The following is a 17,371-nucleotide window of genomic DNA, read 5'->3' as shown; positions in this document are numbered from 1 at the left end:
ATACGATGCATGTAGTTTGTATGCTTAATTTGTACAAATATGAGTATATCACATTTTATATACTTTTTCATGCGTATCTGTGAAAATATTTAGAACAGTTTTTCCATTTTATTAATTGTAAACGTTGTCAATTGATGTGAAAAAAAGAGGCATCCCGAAATTGATAGGGATGTCTCTCTTTATTTTTCTACTATTGATTTGGAAGAATAATGTCATTGCCGATCGGATTTCCATCTTGGAAACGATAGAATCGATAGCCCCGCTGACCATTGCTTTCGTACTGGAGCTGCCATACAAACTCATTTTCATACATACCCGGCAGCAATCTCTTAATGGTTGCTCCTGGCAAATCATTGTGAATCTGATCCAGTATCTGTGCTTCTGACATTCCGGAACTCAATAAGACAGACTGCACCGCATCGGCACCGTCAACCGGTACATTATCATCGGTGAATTTCACCCAGACCATTCGGTCCTGATTGTCTTTATCCTTGCCGCTGACAACCCAGTAATTGTTGTCCTCGCCCCACACCGATTTATAGGTCTTTCCTGTCGAAACCAAACCGCCATGCTGTTTGGAAGCGTTGATTGCCATTCTCTCTTCATTCCAAGTGTCCTTCATGACATGCGAATAGTAGAGTTGCAGACCTAGCAGCAAGAGCAGCACTCCGGATACACTTAGCAATATCCACTTCGTTTTTTTCTTCAATCCGTCTTCCTCGCTCCCCTTGATTATTCCCTAGAGGGTTGTAAGACGCTCAAATGCAGACTGGGCTTCCCGGCGAATACGTTCCTCGTCGAGGGTAAGGCTGGCGCCATTTTTCACTACCTGCTTGCCGTCAACCCATACATGCTCTACATCCTTTGCACTGGCTGAATAGATCGCATGGGACACATAATCGGTTCGAGGAAGGAAGTGCGCCTGATCTGTATTCAACGCGATCATATCCGCCTTCATGCCGACGGCAAGTGTGCCTATATCTTCAATGAAAGCCGATTTGGCTCCATACTCCGTACCCATCCGCAGTGCTTCGGCTGCTGGAATGGCCGTAGGATCACCGCTTACCCCTTTATGGATCAATGCAGCCAGACGCATCTCTTCAAACATATCCAGATTGTTATTGCTCGCTGGTCCGTCGGTACCCAGGGACACGGTAACGCCGGCTTTCAGGAGTGCAGGCACGCGCGCTATACCACTGGCAAGCTTCAGATTACTGCCTGGATTATGAGAGACCGCGACTTGATATTTAGCCAAAATCTCGATCTCTTCATCAGTCAAATGGACGGCGTGCGCCAGAAGTGTAGGACGAGAGAACATGCCCAGCTTCTCCAGATGCGCAACGGGACGGAGTCCGTAGTCATTCACATTCTGGGCCACTTCCGTGTCCGTTTCCGACATATGTGTATGCAGCGGCAGATTCAAATCATGGGATGCTTGGACGAATTTTTCAATTAGATCCGGTGGACACGTATACGGTGCATGCGGCGAGAGCATCGTTGTGATTCTGCCATCGGCTTTGCCGTGCCAGTCCTTCGCAAATGCAACCGCCTCATCCAGTTTTTGCTGCTGAACCTCAGGCGGACATAATCCGATAACGCCACGGGTCAGGACACCGCGCATTCCTGAATCCTCTACCACTTTAGCAACCTGGTCCATGTGATCATACATATCCACAAAAGTTGTGGTTCCGCCCTTGATCATCTCCAGCACGGAAAGAGAGGCTCCCCAGTAAACATCATCGGCCGTGAATTTGGCTTCCATCGGCCACATTTTTTCCTGCAGCCATACTTGCAGCGCCAAATCGTCTCCATAACCGCGGAGCAGTGACATGGCAGCATGTCCATGGGTATTTACCAAACCAGGCAGGAACAACAGATGTGTGCCGTCGATAATCTCGGTTCCTTCCTCTACCGGCGGCTGTTCCTCACCAAGATAGGTAATGCGGTCATTCTCAACAACCATGTATCCACGAAGAACGGATCTTCCATCCTCAAGCACAGCAAAAGTACCGTTCTTAACCATCCACTTCGTTGTCGTCATGTGAAGCTTCCTCCTTACCGTTGTCCAAATAATAAGCCAAGCTCTGCAAATCGGTTGTAAAATCGGCCGTATGAATACGGATATGAGGTGGAGCTTTCAGGATGGTTGGCGCAAAATTCAGAATCGCTTCGATGCCTGCTGCAATAAGCTGATTAGCTACGTTTTGCGCCTCAAAATCCGGAACGGTAATAATCCCGATACGAATGCCGTATTCATGTACGGTTTTCTCAAGCTCTTCCATCGGCTGAACCGTCAAGTTGTTGATTTTCATACCAACTTTGGGGGAATATGAATCGAAAATAGCCACAATCTTCATATTATCCTTCAGGAATGCATTGTAATTGGATAATGCATGTCCAAGATTACCGGCTCCAACCAATGCTACATTAATCTTCTGGTCCAGCTTCAGAATCTGGCGAATCTTCTCAATCAAATAGGAAACATCATATCCGATCCCTTTCCGTCCAAAATCACCGAAATACGCCAGGTCCTTACGAATTTGAGCAGGATTCAGATCCAGTTTCTGCCCCAGCTCCTGGGATGAAACAGTTGAGACCTCCCGCTTCTGAAGCTCATTCAAATAGCGCAAATATACAGGTAATCTGCGGACCACGGCTTCCGAAATTTTTTCCGATTTCATGCATGCTCCCCCTAGTAAAGGTTAATAACTACATCTCTTGCATTTTCATTCTTCGTTTAGCTATCATTCATCGGATTGGTTATCTGCTCCAACCTCGACCTCTTCCTGAAGCCATTCCGAGATGCGTGGAACAATTCCCTCTGTCGGCATATGCTCCATCTTAGGTCCTGGCAAGGAATATAAGAAATATTTCCCGTAATAGGATTCAATCACCCGGGTATCGTATACAATCACGATCCCTTTATCCTGTGCCGTCCGCACCAGGCGGCCAAACCCTTGCTTGAACCGAATAACCGCTTGCGGAACGGAAAGCTTCATGAAGGGGTTCTTTTTCTGCTGCTGCAGCAGTTCACTCTTGGCTTCCACCAGCGGATGATTCGGCGGCTGGAAAGGCAGCCGTACAATAGCAAGACAGGTCAGCGCCTCGCCCGGAATGTCGACCCCTTCCCAGAAGGAGCTGGTGCCAAGGAGCACCGATGCGCTGCTCTCCTGGAAGCGTCGAATCAACTTGGTTCGACTGGTCCCGTCCATTCCTTGCCCCAGCACCGCAATGTCGCTTAATGCCAATGCTTCCTTCAGTGGCTCATGCACCTGACGCAGCATCCGGTAAGAGGTGAACAGAACGAGCATCCTTCCATGGGTAGCGATCGCCGTTTCGGCCAGTGACTGCACAAGTGTGTTCACAAAGAGGGCATCCCCGACCGATCCCTTCACGCTCGGAAAATCACGCGGAACGACAAGCAGCGCTTGTTCTCTGTAATTAAACGGAGACGGCAGCTGAACCGTGTTCAGATTACCGGCGTCAGCCGCTTCCTGAAGACCCAGATTCTCGATCATGAACTGGAACGATTTATCCACCGACAAGGTAGCCGATGTCAGAATGACGCTTTGTTTTTTATCAAAAAACAATTCCTTTAAATGAGTGCTTACATCAACAGGCACTGCATAGAGCTGCAGCGATTTACTGCGGAAATTGCCATTAGCCTCCATCCAGTATACCGTACCCTCATCATTAAGAGCCATGAAGGAGCGCAAGTCCTCACGGTGAGCGGCCAGGTCTTTAAACAGTCCGGACAGATCCGTAAGCAAGCTGTCTGCACTGTAATCATCCAGATCTTCCTTCATTTCAGCAATCAGCTTGTCACCCTTGCGCACAACGTCACCCAGGGTCACATGAATCTGATGCTCCAGCTCCGCCAGCGATTGCCAATCCTTCGGTTTCTTGAGAGGCGATAACCGAAGTGAGAATTGGCCCGCGTCTCCTGGAGATGCATCCCCGCGTTCCGGCAGCAGTGCAAACAGCTGATCGCTAAGACGATCCCAATTTTCTTTGGCCGTGATGAGATCTGGATACATACGGTCAATGACAGAAGACCATTCTACGGCCTTCTCATGCGGTGAAGCCTGAAGCAGCTGGCGAAGCGCGGGAAGCTGTCCGCTGCGGCTGTCCTTGTACATCCGGGTCAACGTATGCACAACCGTAAAATATTTCATTTGCAAGCCAAGGTGCTTGCCCGCAACGTCCTCAAGATGATGTGCTTCGTCAATGACGAGGCGTTCATAACTCGGCAGCAGCTGATGATTGGCTTTAACGTCAGTGAACAGCTTCGAATGGTTCGTAATGACCACGTCGGCAACGCTCGCTTCATGTTTGGCCCTGTGGTAGTAGCATTTGCGGAACCATGGGCAGGCACGTCCAAGACAGGAATCCGAATCGCTGGAGATCGTCTCCCAGAAATCTCCGCCACGGCCGCCGAGGTTCAGCTCTTCATCGTCGCCGTTTTCTGTCTGTGTCAGCCAGACCAGCATCTGTGCTGCAATGATCACATCTTCCTTCGGCGAATGAAAATCTCTTCTATTTATTTTATGTTCAAATTTTCTCAAACACAAATAATGTCCTCTCCCCTTAAAAATAGCTGCTTTAAAGGGAAAAGGAACAACCTGAGTGAGCAGCGGTATATCCCGGTCACGCAGCTGTTCTTGAAGATTGATTGTATGCGTGCTGACCATGACCTTCTGTTCCTGCTTCACACTTTGATAGATCGAAGGCAGCAAATAGCCGAGGGACTTCCCTGTTCCCGTGCCTGCTTCAATCAACAGATGTTTATTATCATCCAGTGCCTGCATCACTTCTTGGAACATCATATCCTGAGCGTCTCTGCTCTCGTAATGAGGCAGCGTTTCCTTCAGACGGTCACGGACATCGCTCATGTACTGTTCGAAGCTCACATCAGCCAGTGGGTTCGGCTCCGATTCGTCCCTTGCGGGTGCAATATCGTTCCAATCATCAACAGCCAGCGCAAACTGGCGATAATACGTATGGGTATCTCCGCCCTGTACAGCTTGGAATTCCCGTTCCGCCCGGATTCCGTCAAAGAACCAGGCCAAATCGCTATCCTCATCAGCAAAAAGATCACTTAACCGTTGAATGGTCAAGAGCGGAAGCTCATCGATCTCCTCCAGACATTTCAGCAGCGCATAGGCCGTTGCAAGTGCATCGCTGTCCGCTTGATGCGGACGGTCATGCTCCAGGCCGAAATGGGAAGACACCATTCCAAGCTGATATGAAGAAAGCGAAGGGAAGCATATTTTCAAGAAGTGCATCGTATCTAGAATCCGACCGCTGAACGGTAAATAGCCACAGCGATCGAGTGCATTTTGCAAAAAATTAAAATCAAAAGCTACGTTATGCCCAACCAATACCACATCGTCGAGCATGGGCACAAGTTCCATCATCATTTCCTCTAGGGATGGAGCGTCCGCTACATCGCTGTCAGAAATACCGGTCAAACCGGTGATAAACGGAGGGATTGGAATCCCGGGATTGACATAAGTGCCGTACACGCGGGATATACTTCGATCCTCTTCGATGATGGCCAGTCCGACCTGAATAATCTCATCTGCAGACTGGTTGCCCGTGGTTTCAAAATCCAATACGGCAAATTTCATTCGACTAAATCCCTTTCCTCCAGACTAATTAACAGCATACCAGAAGTTGCGGGTTTTGAACATTCCGGGTAAAAAATCCCCTCACCCTCCCCTTCCTGCTTCACACGGCAAAAAGCGATGCCAAAGTCTCTTTAGAATGAGCTCTGGCATCGCTTCTTGTTAGGCTTTTTCTTCTACAGCAAAGAGATCAGTTGGCTGCCGTACTGAAGTTCACCGCGGTTCTTCTTGCAGACCTCCAGATTAATAATGGGATCGGGCAGAGTCGGATCGCTGTGAATTGCCAGTGCGAAATTTTCTTCGGCCTTCCCTTGTTGTCCATTCAATACCTCGATGCATCCAAGTGCATTGTAGATCATCGCCCGGAGCTTCTTGTTATCTGCCAGCGGCAGAATGGACATCAATACATCAGATGCCTGAGCTGTCTGCCCCATATAAAGATGGGACATCGCAATGTACAGCTTGATCAGAAGGCTCTCCGGAAATACCACAGCGGCAGCCCCAAACTGCTGTATTGCCGGCTGGAACATCAACAACTTGTAATAACCTTGGCCACGGATAAAAGCATCAAGCTGCAATTCAGGCGCTTCGGTCGGCGGAAAAACCGGGGGTGATACGGCATTTTCGCGGAAAATGGCCATCTTCTCTTCAAATTGGAGCCACTCCTCGATAATTGCTTCACTCATGCTTTTGAGCATGTTCCAGTTTTGTACCAGCGCCTGTTTTTGGGGACCTTGTGCAGAAGGGTAATGCTTCACAATTTCATCTAACATGTTGTTCATTTCAGCGAATACATGTTGAAACATAGCTGCATCCCACCCTTAGCGGAAAAATGAGATCAGTGCATCGACCTGAACTCATTTTCTGTAGAAGTCGGTCTTTTCATCCCTTTGGGCTTCCGTCACATTTTGGCTCTTAGAGAACCGCCGCGTGGACTTCGCGATACTCCGTCGTAACCGGCTTATTCATTTCGTCGACAATCACAACCGTAGGCGTATGATGGTCGTATTCCTCTTTGGACATCATGGCATAAGAAATGATAATTACATTGTCTCCAGGTTGAACAAGCCTTGCTGCGGCGCCGTTCAGGCATATAACCCCGCTACCGCGTTCGCCTTTGATAACGTACGTTTCCAAACGGGCGCCATTGTTATTGTTCACGATTTGAACTTTTTCATTCTCCAGCAAGTCTGCAGCCTCCATTAAATTTTCATCAATGGTAATGCTGCCCACATAATTCAAATTGGCTTCCGTCACCGTAGCCCGGTGGATTTTGGATTTCATCATCGTTCTAAACATGGGATCCCCCTACTTTTGGTTGGATTAGCGCATTGTCAATGAGACGAGTTCTGCCGAAGCGCACAGCCAGCGCCATAATTACCGGGCTGTCTCCATCAACCATACGATAAGAATCTTCCACTGGAACAAGTTCCGGGAATGTGAGTAATTCTGCATATTCAATATCGGCCAGTGGGGAACGGGATATATATTCTCGAAGATGTGCACGGATCTCTCCTGCCGTTGCCGCCTGCCCTTGCTGGATTGCCTCCTGAGCCGTCCGCAGTGAACCTGACAGCACAAGAGCCTGTTCCCGCTCTTCCGGCTTCAAATACACGTTCCGCGAGCTCAGGGCCAGACCGTCGGCTTCACGGATGATGGGACAGGGCACGATGGTGACATCCATGTTCAAATCCCGTACCATTTGTTCAATGACAGCCACCTGCTGCGCGTCCTTCATCCCGAAAAAGGCGTAATCCGGTTTTATGATATTGAACAGTTTACTGACAACGGTGGTTACGCCGTCAAAATGCCCGGGGCGGGATGCTCCGCACAATAAAGACGTTATTTCCGCTACGGAAATCTTGGTTTTTGTTGGCTGCGGATACATTTCCTGTACAGCTGGAATGAACACCACGTCTACGCCTTCCGATTCCGCCAATGCCACATCACGCGCTTCATCTCGCGGGTAGGTTTCGAAATCTTCACCGGGACCGAACTGTATCGGATTGACGAAGATGCTGATGACCACCGTTCCTGACATTTCACGTGCTTTACGCATCAGACTGGCGTGTCCTTCATGCAAATAGCCCATCGTCGGCACAAGACCTACCGGTCCGTAACCGGATTGCTGGCGATCCTGAATTTCGGATCTCAATTCCGCAATTGTGCGAATCACTTTCATGAAGTCGTGCCCACCTTTTCCTTGGTACCGCCATATAATGTCGTTTCTACCACTGCTTTAGTCTCTGTTTTGAACACATGCTCTTCGGCCGGGAATGAGCGGTCCTTCACTTCCCTAACATACTGTGAAATGCCATCGCGGATGATGGTTCCGACATCAGCGTAGGTTTTAACGAAGCGTTTGTCCCGATAAGGGGACGCATATTTCAATATATCATGGTATACCAGTACTTGACCGTCACAATAACGACCGGCACCAATGCCAATGGTTGGTATGCTCAGCGCTTTGGAAATTTCAGCTGCTGTTTCTTCCGTCACCAGCTCCAATACAACTGCAAATGCACCTGCGGCTTCAAGTGCCTTCGCGTCATTCATGAGCCGCTCGGCATCACGAGCATCCTTGCCCTGTATGCGATAGCCGCCAATCTGATTCACGGATTGAGGCGTCAGCCCGATGTGCCCAAGTACCGGAACACCGGATTGTACAATACGTTTGACGGTATCGGCGATTTCTTCGCCACCCTCCATTTTCACGGCATGCGCATGGCCTTCCTGCATCAACCTCCGAACGCCTCGCAAGCTTTCATCAATGCCCCCATGGTAGGTCATAAACGGCATGTCGGCTACGATAAAGGTCTCTTCCGCCCCCCGAGCAACCGCGCGAGTATGGTATACCATATCATCCAGCGTTACAGGAATCGTTGAATTGTAGCCCAGCACTACGTTGCCAAGCGAATCGCCTACCAATATCATATCGATATCTGCTTCCTCCACCAGCTTGGCAGAAGGATAATCGTACGCGGTCAGCATCGTAATCGGTACGCCCTTCTTCTTCATGTTTTTCATTTTTACAATGTTTAGTGCTTGTTTGCCTGCCATTGTGACACAGCCTCCCTGTGTAATTTAGTTAAACACAATAAAAAAAACCTTTTAGCACGACCGCTAAAAAGTCCGAAAGGCAAAAAAGAGTCACTCGCGATCGTCCCTTCTGTCTCGGTCCTTTCGGCTCAGAGCAGAATCCAACGTAACCGGCATAACAGTTATGAAGGTGTTCTATAACATGTTTCTTGCAAAACTTGCGCAGAGTGCAATTCGCTGTTCACGATACCGCCTCTGGCTATAGTATAACAAAATGCCGCTGCAATTTCACCATGTTTGATTTACCTGGTATTAAAAAGAATATCTCCAGAATAAACAGGTATCGTCTCATTCTCGTTATTCCGCACCAGCAATGCGCCGTCCTTATTGAGGCCTGTGGCGATTCCAATGAAACTGTCTCGCATCGTCTGGACACGCACCTCCCGACCGATTGAGCCTGACAATGCTTCCCAGAGCGATGAAATCGGTTCAAATCCCTGCTCGTTGTACAGTTCATACAGAACTTCCATCTCCGCCATGATGGTTTGAATCAATTCGGTTCGATTGATGGTTTTACCGCCAGCCATTCGAATCGAGGTTGCAACGTCACGCAGCTCTTCCGGAAAATCCGTCTCCTTCAGATTGGCGCTAATTCCGATTCCTGCCACGCAGTAACGGACTCTTTCATCTTCCGTAGCAGACTCCAGCAGAATCCCGCAAACCTTCTTACCCTGAAACAAAATATCGTTAGGCCACTTGATATCCGTCTTTATTCCAGCGGATTTCATGATGGCTCGGCAAACCGCCACGCCCGTCAGCAAGGTCAGCTGCTGGGTTAAATGCAGCGGCTGTTTCGGCCGTAGTACGAGGCTCATCCATATTCCCTTGCCCCGCGGGGAATGAAATCTCCGCCCCATTCGGCCGCGCCCGCCCGTTTGTTCTTCCGAGATGACTAAAGTGCCTTCCGGTGCTCCCTCTTCAGCCAACTGCCGGGCGTCCTCTTGAGTAGAGGTCGTTCTGTCCAATAACTTCACTTGCTTGCCTAGGACTTTACTGGTCATCCCCGCTTCCAGTTGATCCACACTCAGCTTGTCCGGCGATTCCATCATGCGATAGCCGAGTCTCGGGAGAGCTTCAAAATCATAACCCAAACTTCGCAGTTTATTGATCTGCTTCCATACAGCCGTCCGACTTATGGACAGCTTGCGGCTTATTTCTTCTCCTGACAAAAACTGACCGGAATTCTCCTGAAACATTCTCAGCAGCGAATTGTCTTGATCATGATCCTTCATTATTAATTACCACCCGCTTTGCTTCATTAATCAACGATTCCTTATCGTTGTTAATTAGACCTGCCGCCGCCTTCTCCAGCAGTTCCCCGAGAAGTTCGCCAAGCCAGGCTCCACCGCGCTTGTCCAGCGCCAGCAGCAGCTCGCTTCCCGTAATATTCAGATCCTTCAGATTTCGAATCTGAAGCTCCTGCAGCCAGCCCTCAAGCTGCTCCATCACGGCCGGCGATACGGTCGCCGCTCCGGTCCATTCCATAGCCGTCTGCATCTGCAGCCAGCTATGAGCCGCTTCCGCCCCGTGAGCAAGAACAAGCTTGATCCACGTCAGCCTGCCGCTCTGTTTTTCTTTTTCTTCATTAACCTGTGCATATGATTCGTGAAGCGCCAGCAATTTCACAATCGCTTCCCGCTGTTTATTGGAAAATGTCCATGATCTCAGCAGTCTCTCAGCTTCCTGGGCCGAAATGCCGCAGGCAAGCAGCAGCAGCGACCAACGGATGGACGAATGCTCCGGGGCCGTCCGATGGATGGCTTCCATGATAGGAACATCATGCCCAGTGTACGGAAAAGGGGCTTTCATTCGTGAGTAAAGTCCGCTGCGGAGAAACATTTCCAATCCCCGTAATGGGGTTGGTCCGGTCATGATTTTCTCAAATTCACTGCGAATTCGCTCCATGGCAATCCAGCTTAGGGTATCTCTCTCCGATAGAATTCCCTTCCAGGTATGCAGGGCAATGGAGAAACCAAACACCGAAGCGAAGCGAATACAGCGAACCATACGCAGCGCATCTTCACGAAAGCGAAGACGGGCATCGCCGACACAGCGAATCACTTGTTTATCAATATCCTCTCGTCCGCCAAACGGATCCACCCAGGAACCGTCGATGCCTCTGGCCATGGCATTCATCGTAAAATCGCGCCGCGTCAAATCTTCCTTCACATCTCGGACAAAAGCGACCTCGGTCGGATGCCGATGATCCTCATACCCGCTCTCCACCCGATAAGTGGTCACTTCGAAAGCCTGACCTTCCATCAGCACTGTAACGGTTCCGTGCTTGATGCCTGTAGGAACCACTTTCGGAAAGACAGAGCAGGTCACTTCCGGCAAGGCCGAGGTCGTAATATCCATATCGCTGACCCTGCGCCCCATGTATTCGTCACGGACACAGCCTCCGACCCAGTATGCTTCATATCCATGCTGAAGCAGAGTGCGGATCACGTCCGCACTCCGCTCAGCCATATTCGGGTCTGCGTTGCGCCATTGTACTGAATTAAACATCTCTGCCATAGTATTCCCGTTCCTTCACCCGAAAAACAACGAGAGGGTAAGCTTAGCCACAGACCGGCTTCAGCTTGCCTACCTCCCGTCCCAACACTCGGTAATATATTTCTTCATATTTGCCGCGGATTAACTCATTACAGAACATTTTGCTGGATCGCTGCAAACATGCTTTCCGCAGACGTTCGCTCAGTGCTTCATCCTTAAATATCTCAAGCACATGCTGAGCCATTGAATGCGTATCTCCGATCGGAGCCAAATATCCTGTCTCACCATGCGTAACCAATTCAGGGATTCCGCCTGCTGTGGAACCCACGGTGGGTACCCCGCAAGCCATCGCTTCCAGGGCAACCAGACCGAAACTTTCCTTTTCCGAAGGAAGCAGCAGTACGTCGGCCATGGATATTACGTGGGCAATCTCATCTTGCTTGCCAAGAAAATGGACCTTGCTGCTGAGTCCCAGCTCATTGATCCGGCATTGGATCTTCGGCAGCTCAGGCCCTTCACCGACAAGCAGCAGCTTGCTTGGGACCTGTTCCTGTACCTGTGCGAATATCTCCAACACGTCGCCTACTCGCTTCACTGGCCGGAAATTAGAGATATGCATCACAATCTTTTCATCCGGATCGGCATAATCTCTGCGCAGAGACTCCGAATCCCGGGGATAATACACCCTAGGATCAACGAAGTTGTAGGTCAGGTCAACATCCCGGCTTATATCAAGCAGTTCCCGAGTCTCTCGGATCAGATCCTGAGAAACAGCCGTAACCGCATCACTCTCATTAATCGCGAGCCGGATTAGATCCTTCAGCGATTCATCCTGTGCCAGGACGGTAATATCCGTCCCATGCAGGGTGGTCACGACTTTAAGCTGATTCCCGACCATCTGCTTCGCCAAGAAAGCACATACCGCATGCGGCACCGCATAGTGGACATGAAGTACGTCAAGCTGCTGCATTTTTGCCACCTGCGCCATTTTGGTTGCTAGCGATAGATCATAAGGCGGGTACCTAAACACATAATAATCGTTCACTTCAACTTCATGATAAAAAATATTTTTATGAAAAGTCCCTAACCGGAACGGGATGCTATGTGCTATAAAATGAACCTGATGACCTTGCTCGGCCAGAAGCTTTCCAAGCTCCGTCGCCACCACCCCGGACCCGCCCAATGAAGGATAACAGGTAATTCCGATTTTTAATGGTTGTTGATTCATGTCAGGCCTCCTTTATCTACGCCTCTATATATTATGCCTGCTTGGAGCCGAATAGATGAACAACATATGGACTTTTACAAGCAAAACCTTCTGCATAAGGAATAAGCCTGCGCGCTCCAAGCAACGAATCCCTGGCCCGCACACGCTCTATGTATCCCTCTGTCAAAGGGGTAGAGACTGCATCCTCTTCAGCCTTCTGGAATTGGGAACGGTAACAAGACAAGGCTTGCTCTTTAACTGAATAATAATCCGTAACGTCAACGACCAAATCCGCTCTTCCTATGTCATTGATGAAATAAAAATAAAGCTCGTCCACTTTGACCGGTGAGTGCTCCGGCATATAGCGTCGAAGTTTTGCATTGAACACCGCTTCTTCTACCAAACGACTGCAGGCCACATGATCGGGATGACGATCTTCCCAATAGGGTGCAAACACAACCGAAGGAGCAAACCTGCGGATTTCTGCTGTCACCAGCTCAATATGCTCAGGTGTGACGAATAAACCTCGATCCGGCAATCCCAGATTCGTACGGACCTTGAGATCCAGCACACTGGCAGCATGATCTGCCTCTGCTTTGCGAATGGAGACCGTTCCATTGGATGACATCTCTGCCTGCGTCAGGTCACAAATCCCGATAGACAGTCCTGCCGCCGCATGCTTCGCAATCGTTCCTGCCATTCCAATCTCGGCATCGTCTGCGTGTGCCCCGAAGATTAAAATATCCAGCTTGTTGTTCATTAGCTGTCCACGCCCGGTTTGTATTTGTGCACAAGCTCTCTCCATGCAAAATCCCCGCGGTCCAGCGCTTTGACGAGAATTTCTGCAGTGGCTACATTGGTTGCAAGCGGAATTCCCTGCACGTCGCATAAACGAAGCAGTGCGTTAATGTCCGGCTCATGAGGCTGTGCCATCAAGGGATCGCGTAGAAAAATAATTAAATCCATTTCATTATCCGCTACGAGCGCTCCAATCTGCTGGTCGCCGCCAAGCGGGCCCGAAGCAAAGCGATGTATGCTGAGCTGGGTTTGTTCCATAATACGGGTACCTGTCGTGCCTGTGGAGTACAGTTTATGATCTTCAAATACACTTTCATATGCAATAACGAAATTGACCATTTCCTCTTTTTTACGGTCATGAGCGATAAATGCAATATTCATAGTCATTTCTCCCCTATGTTAGTCAATAAAATGATCAAATCCATAGACCAAGCCGGTATAACTCATTACCTTCTCCATTGCCATCTTTACACCTGGCATATAAGCTGCACGCTCATAGGAATCATGACGGATCTTCAGACTTTGACCGTATCCTCCAAAAATAACTTCCTGCTGCGCGAATACACCCGGCAAACGGACGCTGTGTATGCGGAAGCCGTTATAATAACCGCCTCTGGCACCTTCAATTACTTCCTCTTCCTTCGGATTGCCTTGGCGAATTTCCTCACGGTTCTGTGCAATCATTTCTGCTGTTTTTATCGAGGTGCCGGACGGAGCATCCAGCTTCTGGTCGCCATGGGTTTCAATAATCTCAACATGTGGCAAATATTTTGCCGCTTGGGCAGCAAACTTCATCATGAGGATGGCTCCAATGGAGAAGTTCGGGGCAATTAAACCGCCGATATTCTGCTCCGCACACTGCTTGTCCAACTCTTCGATTTGCTCCGGAGTGAAACCGGTTGTGCCTATAATCGGACGCACACCATGCTTAATAGCCAGCGCCGTGTTGCTGTAAGCAAATTGCGGAGTTGTAAAATCAACCATAACATCCGGTCTGGATTCAACCAGCGCCATTTCCAAATCGGATGTTACGCGGATGCCGCAGGCTGGCAGACCAACAAGTGTCCCTGCGTCTGCGCCTGCATCAGATTTTCCTACGGCTGCTACCAGTTCCAGTTCCTCATCACCTAGCACCAGCTTCACAACTTCTTTACCCATACGGCCGCCGGCACCGACGACCGCTACTTTCATTTTGTTTGCCATCTACATTTCCTCACTTTCAATCCGATGCTGAATTCTGCAAATATGATCTCAAGCGCTGTTTAAGCTCCTCCATAATATACTGAAGACCACTTTCCTGAGGATACAGCGCAATGACTTCTTTAAGCGTGGATATGGCAAGCGCGTGCTCGTCGAGTTCACTATAGACAAGGGCCAGCCATACATACGCCTGAGCATATAAAGGGTCCATCGCTACGGCTGATTTCAGATGCGATATGGCCTGATACAGCTCCGTCTTGGTGACATCCTTGCGGTTCTCCACCATTTTTCGGGCTCGCTGCACCAGTTCTGCAGCCTTAATATGCTGTAAATGAACACCATACTCCGGTTTGTCAGGCTGCAATCTTACGGCTTCTTCCGCGTGAATGATCGCCATATCCAGCTTGTTGCTTCTGCCATAGGTGATGGAGCATCGGTAGTGGACTTCAGCATCTCCGGGATTAGCGGCAATCGCTTGCTCAAACCAACGCAACGCCTCGTCGAAATCATTTTGAAGGATGCATCGATATGCTTTTTGTATATAGCTTTCAGGTTTCACTGGCTGTCCCTCCCCACAGCGGGTTTGGTACAGCATATGTAGCAGCAGCCTAATCGGTGTTTATTTTCGTCCAACGATCGGCATCACGCGTCGAAAATTTATGCATGACTTTATTATGGGCCTCCGCCAGATCAATGCCAAGCGAATTGGCAAAACAGATGGTGATAAACAGGATATCTCCAAGTTCCATTTCAATGGAATTATCCGCTTCATCCGCTTTCTTCGGCTTCTCGCCAAACTGATGATTAACCTCTCTGGCAAGCTCGCCGACCTCTTCCGACATCCGGGCCATCATGGATAAAGGACTGAAATAACCTTCCTTGAACTGTGATATATATCGATCGACTTCCTGCTGCATTTCAGCCATTGATTTTTCCAAGATTCCGATAACTCCCTTCACTGCGCAGTAAGCTTCCAACATGAAGTCTTCAGCAGCTTTCACTTGTCGTCACGGCGACAGGTTTTAAACCTATGTTATCGTAAAGCCCATTTGAAAACAAATAAATTTTTATTGCTGCAACATTATCGGCACATACTAGTTAGGGATACGAGTTAACCAGACATACGGATACAGTCCACTACAGGAAATTCAGGAGGTCTTATGAGAACATCCATGTTGATGCATCAGCTTCGAACGATGATTCCAATCATCATCGGTTCTGCCATATACGCATTCGGTCTGCTCTATTTCATCATTCCGAATGAACTCATGGAAGGTGGAGTCACCGGCATCACCGTCCTTCTCAATTACGCCTTCAACATTTCCCCGTCCATCTCGACCATGGTATTAAATATTCCGCTATTTTTGGTTGGAATGAAAATCCTCGGAAAGCGCCAGTCCATCTATACGGGTCTCGGTATCGCCTCACTAACCCTGTTCCTCTGGTTATTCGAGATGCTGATCAATCGGGGATATATTGTGCCGTTTCGGACAGAGCATGATTATATTCTCGCGTCTCTCTATGCAGGCGTAACGCTTGGGGCTGGGCTCGGCATTGTGTTTCGATTCGGCGGAACCACCGGCGGCTCCGATATTATCGCCAGAATCATTAATCGCAAGTTCGGCTTCAGTATGGGTCAGATCATACTGTCACTTGATATTTTGATTATCGGGCTTTCGTTATTCTTTATCCCGCTCGAACGGATTTTATATACCCTGGTTGCCGTGTTCATTGCTTCGAAGGTCATCGATTTTATACAGGAGGGTGCCTATGCTGCCAGAGCTTTTACCATCATTAGTGATCATGCCCCCGAGATCGCCGAACGCATCACCATCGATATGGAACGCGGGGTTACGCTTATTCCCGCCATCGGTGTCTACTCCAAACAAGCCAAACATATGGTTTACTGCGTAGTGTCCAGACAGGAGATCCGCCGACTGACCGAAATAGCCAAATCCATTGATCCTCGTGCGTTCATGATCATTAACGATGTCAATGATGTCCACGGGGAAGGATTTAAAGAGGAATAGCCCGGTTTGCACCGGGCTGCTTCGAACTCATATCATATGTTGCTTACAATTTACGCGGAAACATCGGTTTAGAGCTATACTGCTGACCGCGATATTTGCGATAGCCTACAAACGTTAAAGCTGCCAGGATGAAGGCACCGATGACCAGCTGCCATGTCCAAGGCTCCCTAACCTCTGCCAGAGGAGCAAGGGCCGGCTCATCCTTCTTCTTGCCAAACAGCATATTCATCATTTCCTCGCCCTGCGGCAGCACTCTTTGTACTTCGGATGTTTCTCCAGAGGTCACCAGACCACCCGCATAGGAAATCCAGGATTCAATCATGTTCACATCCTCAGGCTTTCGCTGAATAACGATGGACGGGCGTATGAGCTCATAATGTTCTTCCAGGCTGTCGTAAGCCCTTTTCATGCCGGGTTTATCCTGCTGCGCGGCATACTGCCCCATTACTCTAAGATCTTCACGAATCACCTTGAAGTACTGGAGCCATAATGCATCCCTCGAATGAATCAAGCTGTCTGATGCCATGCGGAGTTTACCTGCAGACCTCATCCAGTGCTGAGGTTCCTGCACGGCTCTTGCAGTAGCTTCTTTCATCTCCAAAATGCTCTCGGCCAGTGCATGAATACCTTCAACTCCGGTCAATCCCTGAAATGAGGAAGCTTCAAAAAGGCTGGATACCCGGCGGGTATCCTCAAGCACGGCTTGTACATTGCCTTCCTCCACATGACGGTACAGCTGCTCTACTTCCTTATTCAGCGCTTTGGCCTGAATGGAAGCAGCGGGCGAGTTTTCCGTATCTCCACTCACGGGATCAGCCCATATAGGATCACAGATGCTGATGGCATGCAGCAGCAATAGTGCAGACAGGACCAGCAGGAGCTTGCGAAAGGTTCGAAACATGGGACATCCCTCC

The 17,371-nt window shown here is 49.2% G+C and carries 18 protein-coding genes; 1 reads left to right on the top strand and 17 read right to left on the bottom strand.

Going from position 1 to position 17,371, the window contains the following annotated elements; genetic code table 11:
- Positions 1–190: 190 nt before the first annotated feature.
- From PGL02S_RS09635 to PGL02S_RS09560, 16 genes are all read right to left on the bottom strand, one after another.
- Positions 191–709 carry a cell wall elongation regulator TseB-like domain-containing protein gene (locus PGL02S_RS09635; protein ID WP_006209522.1) on the bottom strand — a complete coding sequence of 173 codons (519 nt, stop codon included), beginning with the start codon at positions 707–709 and terminating at the stop codon, positions 191–193.
- A gap of 30 nt (positions 710–739) precedes the next feature.
- Positions 740–2,041: an amidohydrolase gene (locus tag PGL02S_RS09630; RefSeq protein WP_036636901.1), complete on the bottom strand. Its 1,302-nt coding sequence runs from the start codon at positions 2,039–2,041 to the stop codon at positions 740–742.
- Positions 2,016–2,681, bottom strand: coding sequence for a redox-sensing transcriptional repressor Rex (locus PGL02S_RS09625; protein WP_006209520.1), 666 nt, complete (start codon positions 2,679–2,681; stop codon positions 2,016–2,018). Before PGL02S_RS09625 ends, PGL02S_RS09630 begins: the two co-directional genes overlap by 26 nt.
- A gap of 63 nt (positions 2,682–2,744) precedes the next feature.
- On the bottom strand, positions 2,745–5,630 hold the full coding sequence (gene dinG, locus PGL02S_RS09620; protein ID WP_036636899.1) for an ATP-dependent DNA helicase DinG: 2,886 nt from the start codon (positions 5,628–5,630) through the stop codon (positions 2,745–2,747).
- A 173-nt stretch (positions 5,631–5,803) separates the two neighbouring features.
- Complete coding sequence (locus tag PGL02S_RS09615) at positions 5,804–6,409, bottom strand: hypothetical protein (protein ID WP_231888042.1); 606 nt, start codon at positions 6,407–6,409, stop codon at positions 5,804–5,806.
- A gap of 133 nt (positions 6,410–6,542) precedes the next feature.
- On the bottom strand, positions 6,543–6,926 hold the full coding sequence (gene panD, locus PGL02S_RS09610; RefSeq protein WP_006209517.1) for an aspartate 1-decarboxylase: 384 nt from the start codon (positions 6,924–6,926) through the stop codon (positions 6,543–6,545).
- Positions 6,919–7,809 (bottom strand): pantoate--beta-alanine ligase, encoded by an 891-nt coding sequence (panC, locus tag PGL02S_RS09605; RefSeq protein ID WP_036636896.1) that lies wholly within the window; start codon positions 7,807–7,809, stop codon positions 6,919–6,921. The genes panD and panC overlap by 8 nt, the downstream gene beginning before the upstream one ends.
- Positions 7,806–8,687: a 3-methyl-2-oxobutanoate hydroxymethyltransferase gene (gene panB / locus PGL02S_RS09600; protein WP_036636893.1), complete on the bottom strand. Its 882-nt coding sequence runs from the start codon at positions 8,685–8,687 to the stop codon at positions 7,806–7,808. The genes panC and panB overlap by 4 nt, the downstream gene beginning before the upstream one ends.
- A gap of 281 nt (positions 8,688–8,968) precedes the next feature.
- Complete coding sequence (locus PGL02S_RS09595) at positions 8,969–9,958, bottom strand: biotin--[acetyl-CoA-carboxylase] ligase (protein ID WP_036636890.1); 990 nt, start codon at positions 9,956–9,958, stop codon at positions 8,969–8,971.
- A complete protein-coding gene (locus PGL02S_RS09590; protein ID WP_036636886.1) occupies positions 9,945–11,243 on the bottom strand; it encodes a CCA tRNA nucleotidyltransferase in 1,299 nt (432 codons plus the stop codon). The genes PGL02S_RS09595 and PGL02S_RS09590 overlap by 14 nt, the downstream gene beginning before the upstream one ends.
- Before the next feature lie 43 nt (positions 11,244–11,286).
- On the bottom strand, positions 11,287–12,450 hold the full coding sequence (gene bshA / locus PGL02S_RS09585; RefSeq protein ID WP_036636883.1) for an N-acetyl-alpha-D-glucosaminyl L-malate synthase BshA: 1,164 nt from the start codon (positions 12,448–12,450) through the stop codon (positions 11,287–11,289).
- A 31-nt stretch (positions 12,451–12,481) separates the two neighbouring features.
- Positions 12,482–13,189 carry a bacillithiol biosynthesis deacetylase BshB1 gene (bshB1, locus tag PGL02S_RS09580; RefSeq protein ID WP_036636882.1) on the bottom strand — a complete coding sequence of 236 codons (708 nt, stop codon included), beginning with the start codon at positions 13,187–13,189 and terminating at the stop codon, positions 12,482–12,484.
- Positions 13,189–13,608: a methylglyoxal synthase gene (gene mgsA, locus PGL02S_RS09575; protein WP_006209508.1), complete on the bottom strand. Its 420-nt coding sequence runs from the start codon at positions 13,606–13,608 to the stop codon at positions 13,189–13,191. Before mgsA ends, bshB1 begins: the two co-directional genes overlap by 1 nt.
- An 18-nt stretch (positions 13,609–13,626) precedes the next feature.
- Positions 13,627–14,430 (bottom strand): 4-hydroxy-tetrahydrodipicolinate reductase, encoded by an 804-nt coding sequence (gene dapB, locus PGL02S_RS09570; protein ID WP_006209507.1) that lies wholly within the window; start codon positions 14,428–14,430, stop codon positions 13,627–13,629.
- Positions 14,431–14,446: 16 nt separating this feature from the next.
- On the bottom strand, positions 14,447–14,986 hold the full coding sequence (locus tag PGL02S_RS09565; protein WP_036636880.1) for a tetratricopeptide repeat protein: 540 nt from the start codon (positions 14,984–14,986) through the stop codon (positions 14,447–14,449).
- 49 nt (positions 14,987–15,035) lie between these two features.
- Positions 15,036–15,365, bottom strand: coding sequence for a nucleotide pyrophosphohydrolase (locus PGL02S_RS09560; RefSeq protein ID WP_036637038.1), 330 nt, complete (start codon positions 15,363–15,365; stop codon positions 15,036–15,038).
- A gap of 222 nt (positions 15,366–15,587) precedes the next feature.
- On the opposite strand from PGL02S_RS09560, the gene PGL02S_RS09555 reads away from it, so the two are divergent.
- Complete coding sequence (locus PGL02S_RS09555; protein WP_036636877.1) at positions 15,588–16,457, top strand: YitT family protein; 870 nt, start codon at positions 15,588–15,590, stop codon at positions 16,455–16,457.
- 43 nt (positions 16,458–16,500) lie between these two features.
- On the opposite strand, the gene PGL02S_RS09550 is transcribed toward PGL02S_RS09555, so the two are convergent.
- On the bottom strand, positions 16,501–17,358 hold the full coding sequence (locus PGL02S_RS09550) for a sporulation protein YpjB (protein WP_036636875.1): 858 nt from the start codon (positions 17,356–17,358) through the stop codon (positions 16,501–16,503).
- Positions 17,359–17,371: the final 13 nt, after the last annotated feature.

The sequence above is a fragment of the Paenibacillus glucanolyticus NBRC 15330 genome, assembly GCF_004000885.1.
Taxonomy (GTDB): Bacteria; Bacillota; Bacilli; order Paenibacillales; family Paenibacillaceae; genus Paenibacillus_AQ; species Paenibacillus_AQ glucanolyticus.
The sequence above is the reverse complement of the archived record's forward strand: the minus strand, read 5'-3'. Positions and strand labels throughout refer to the sequence as shown.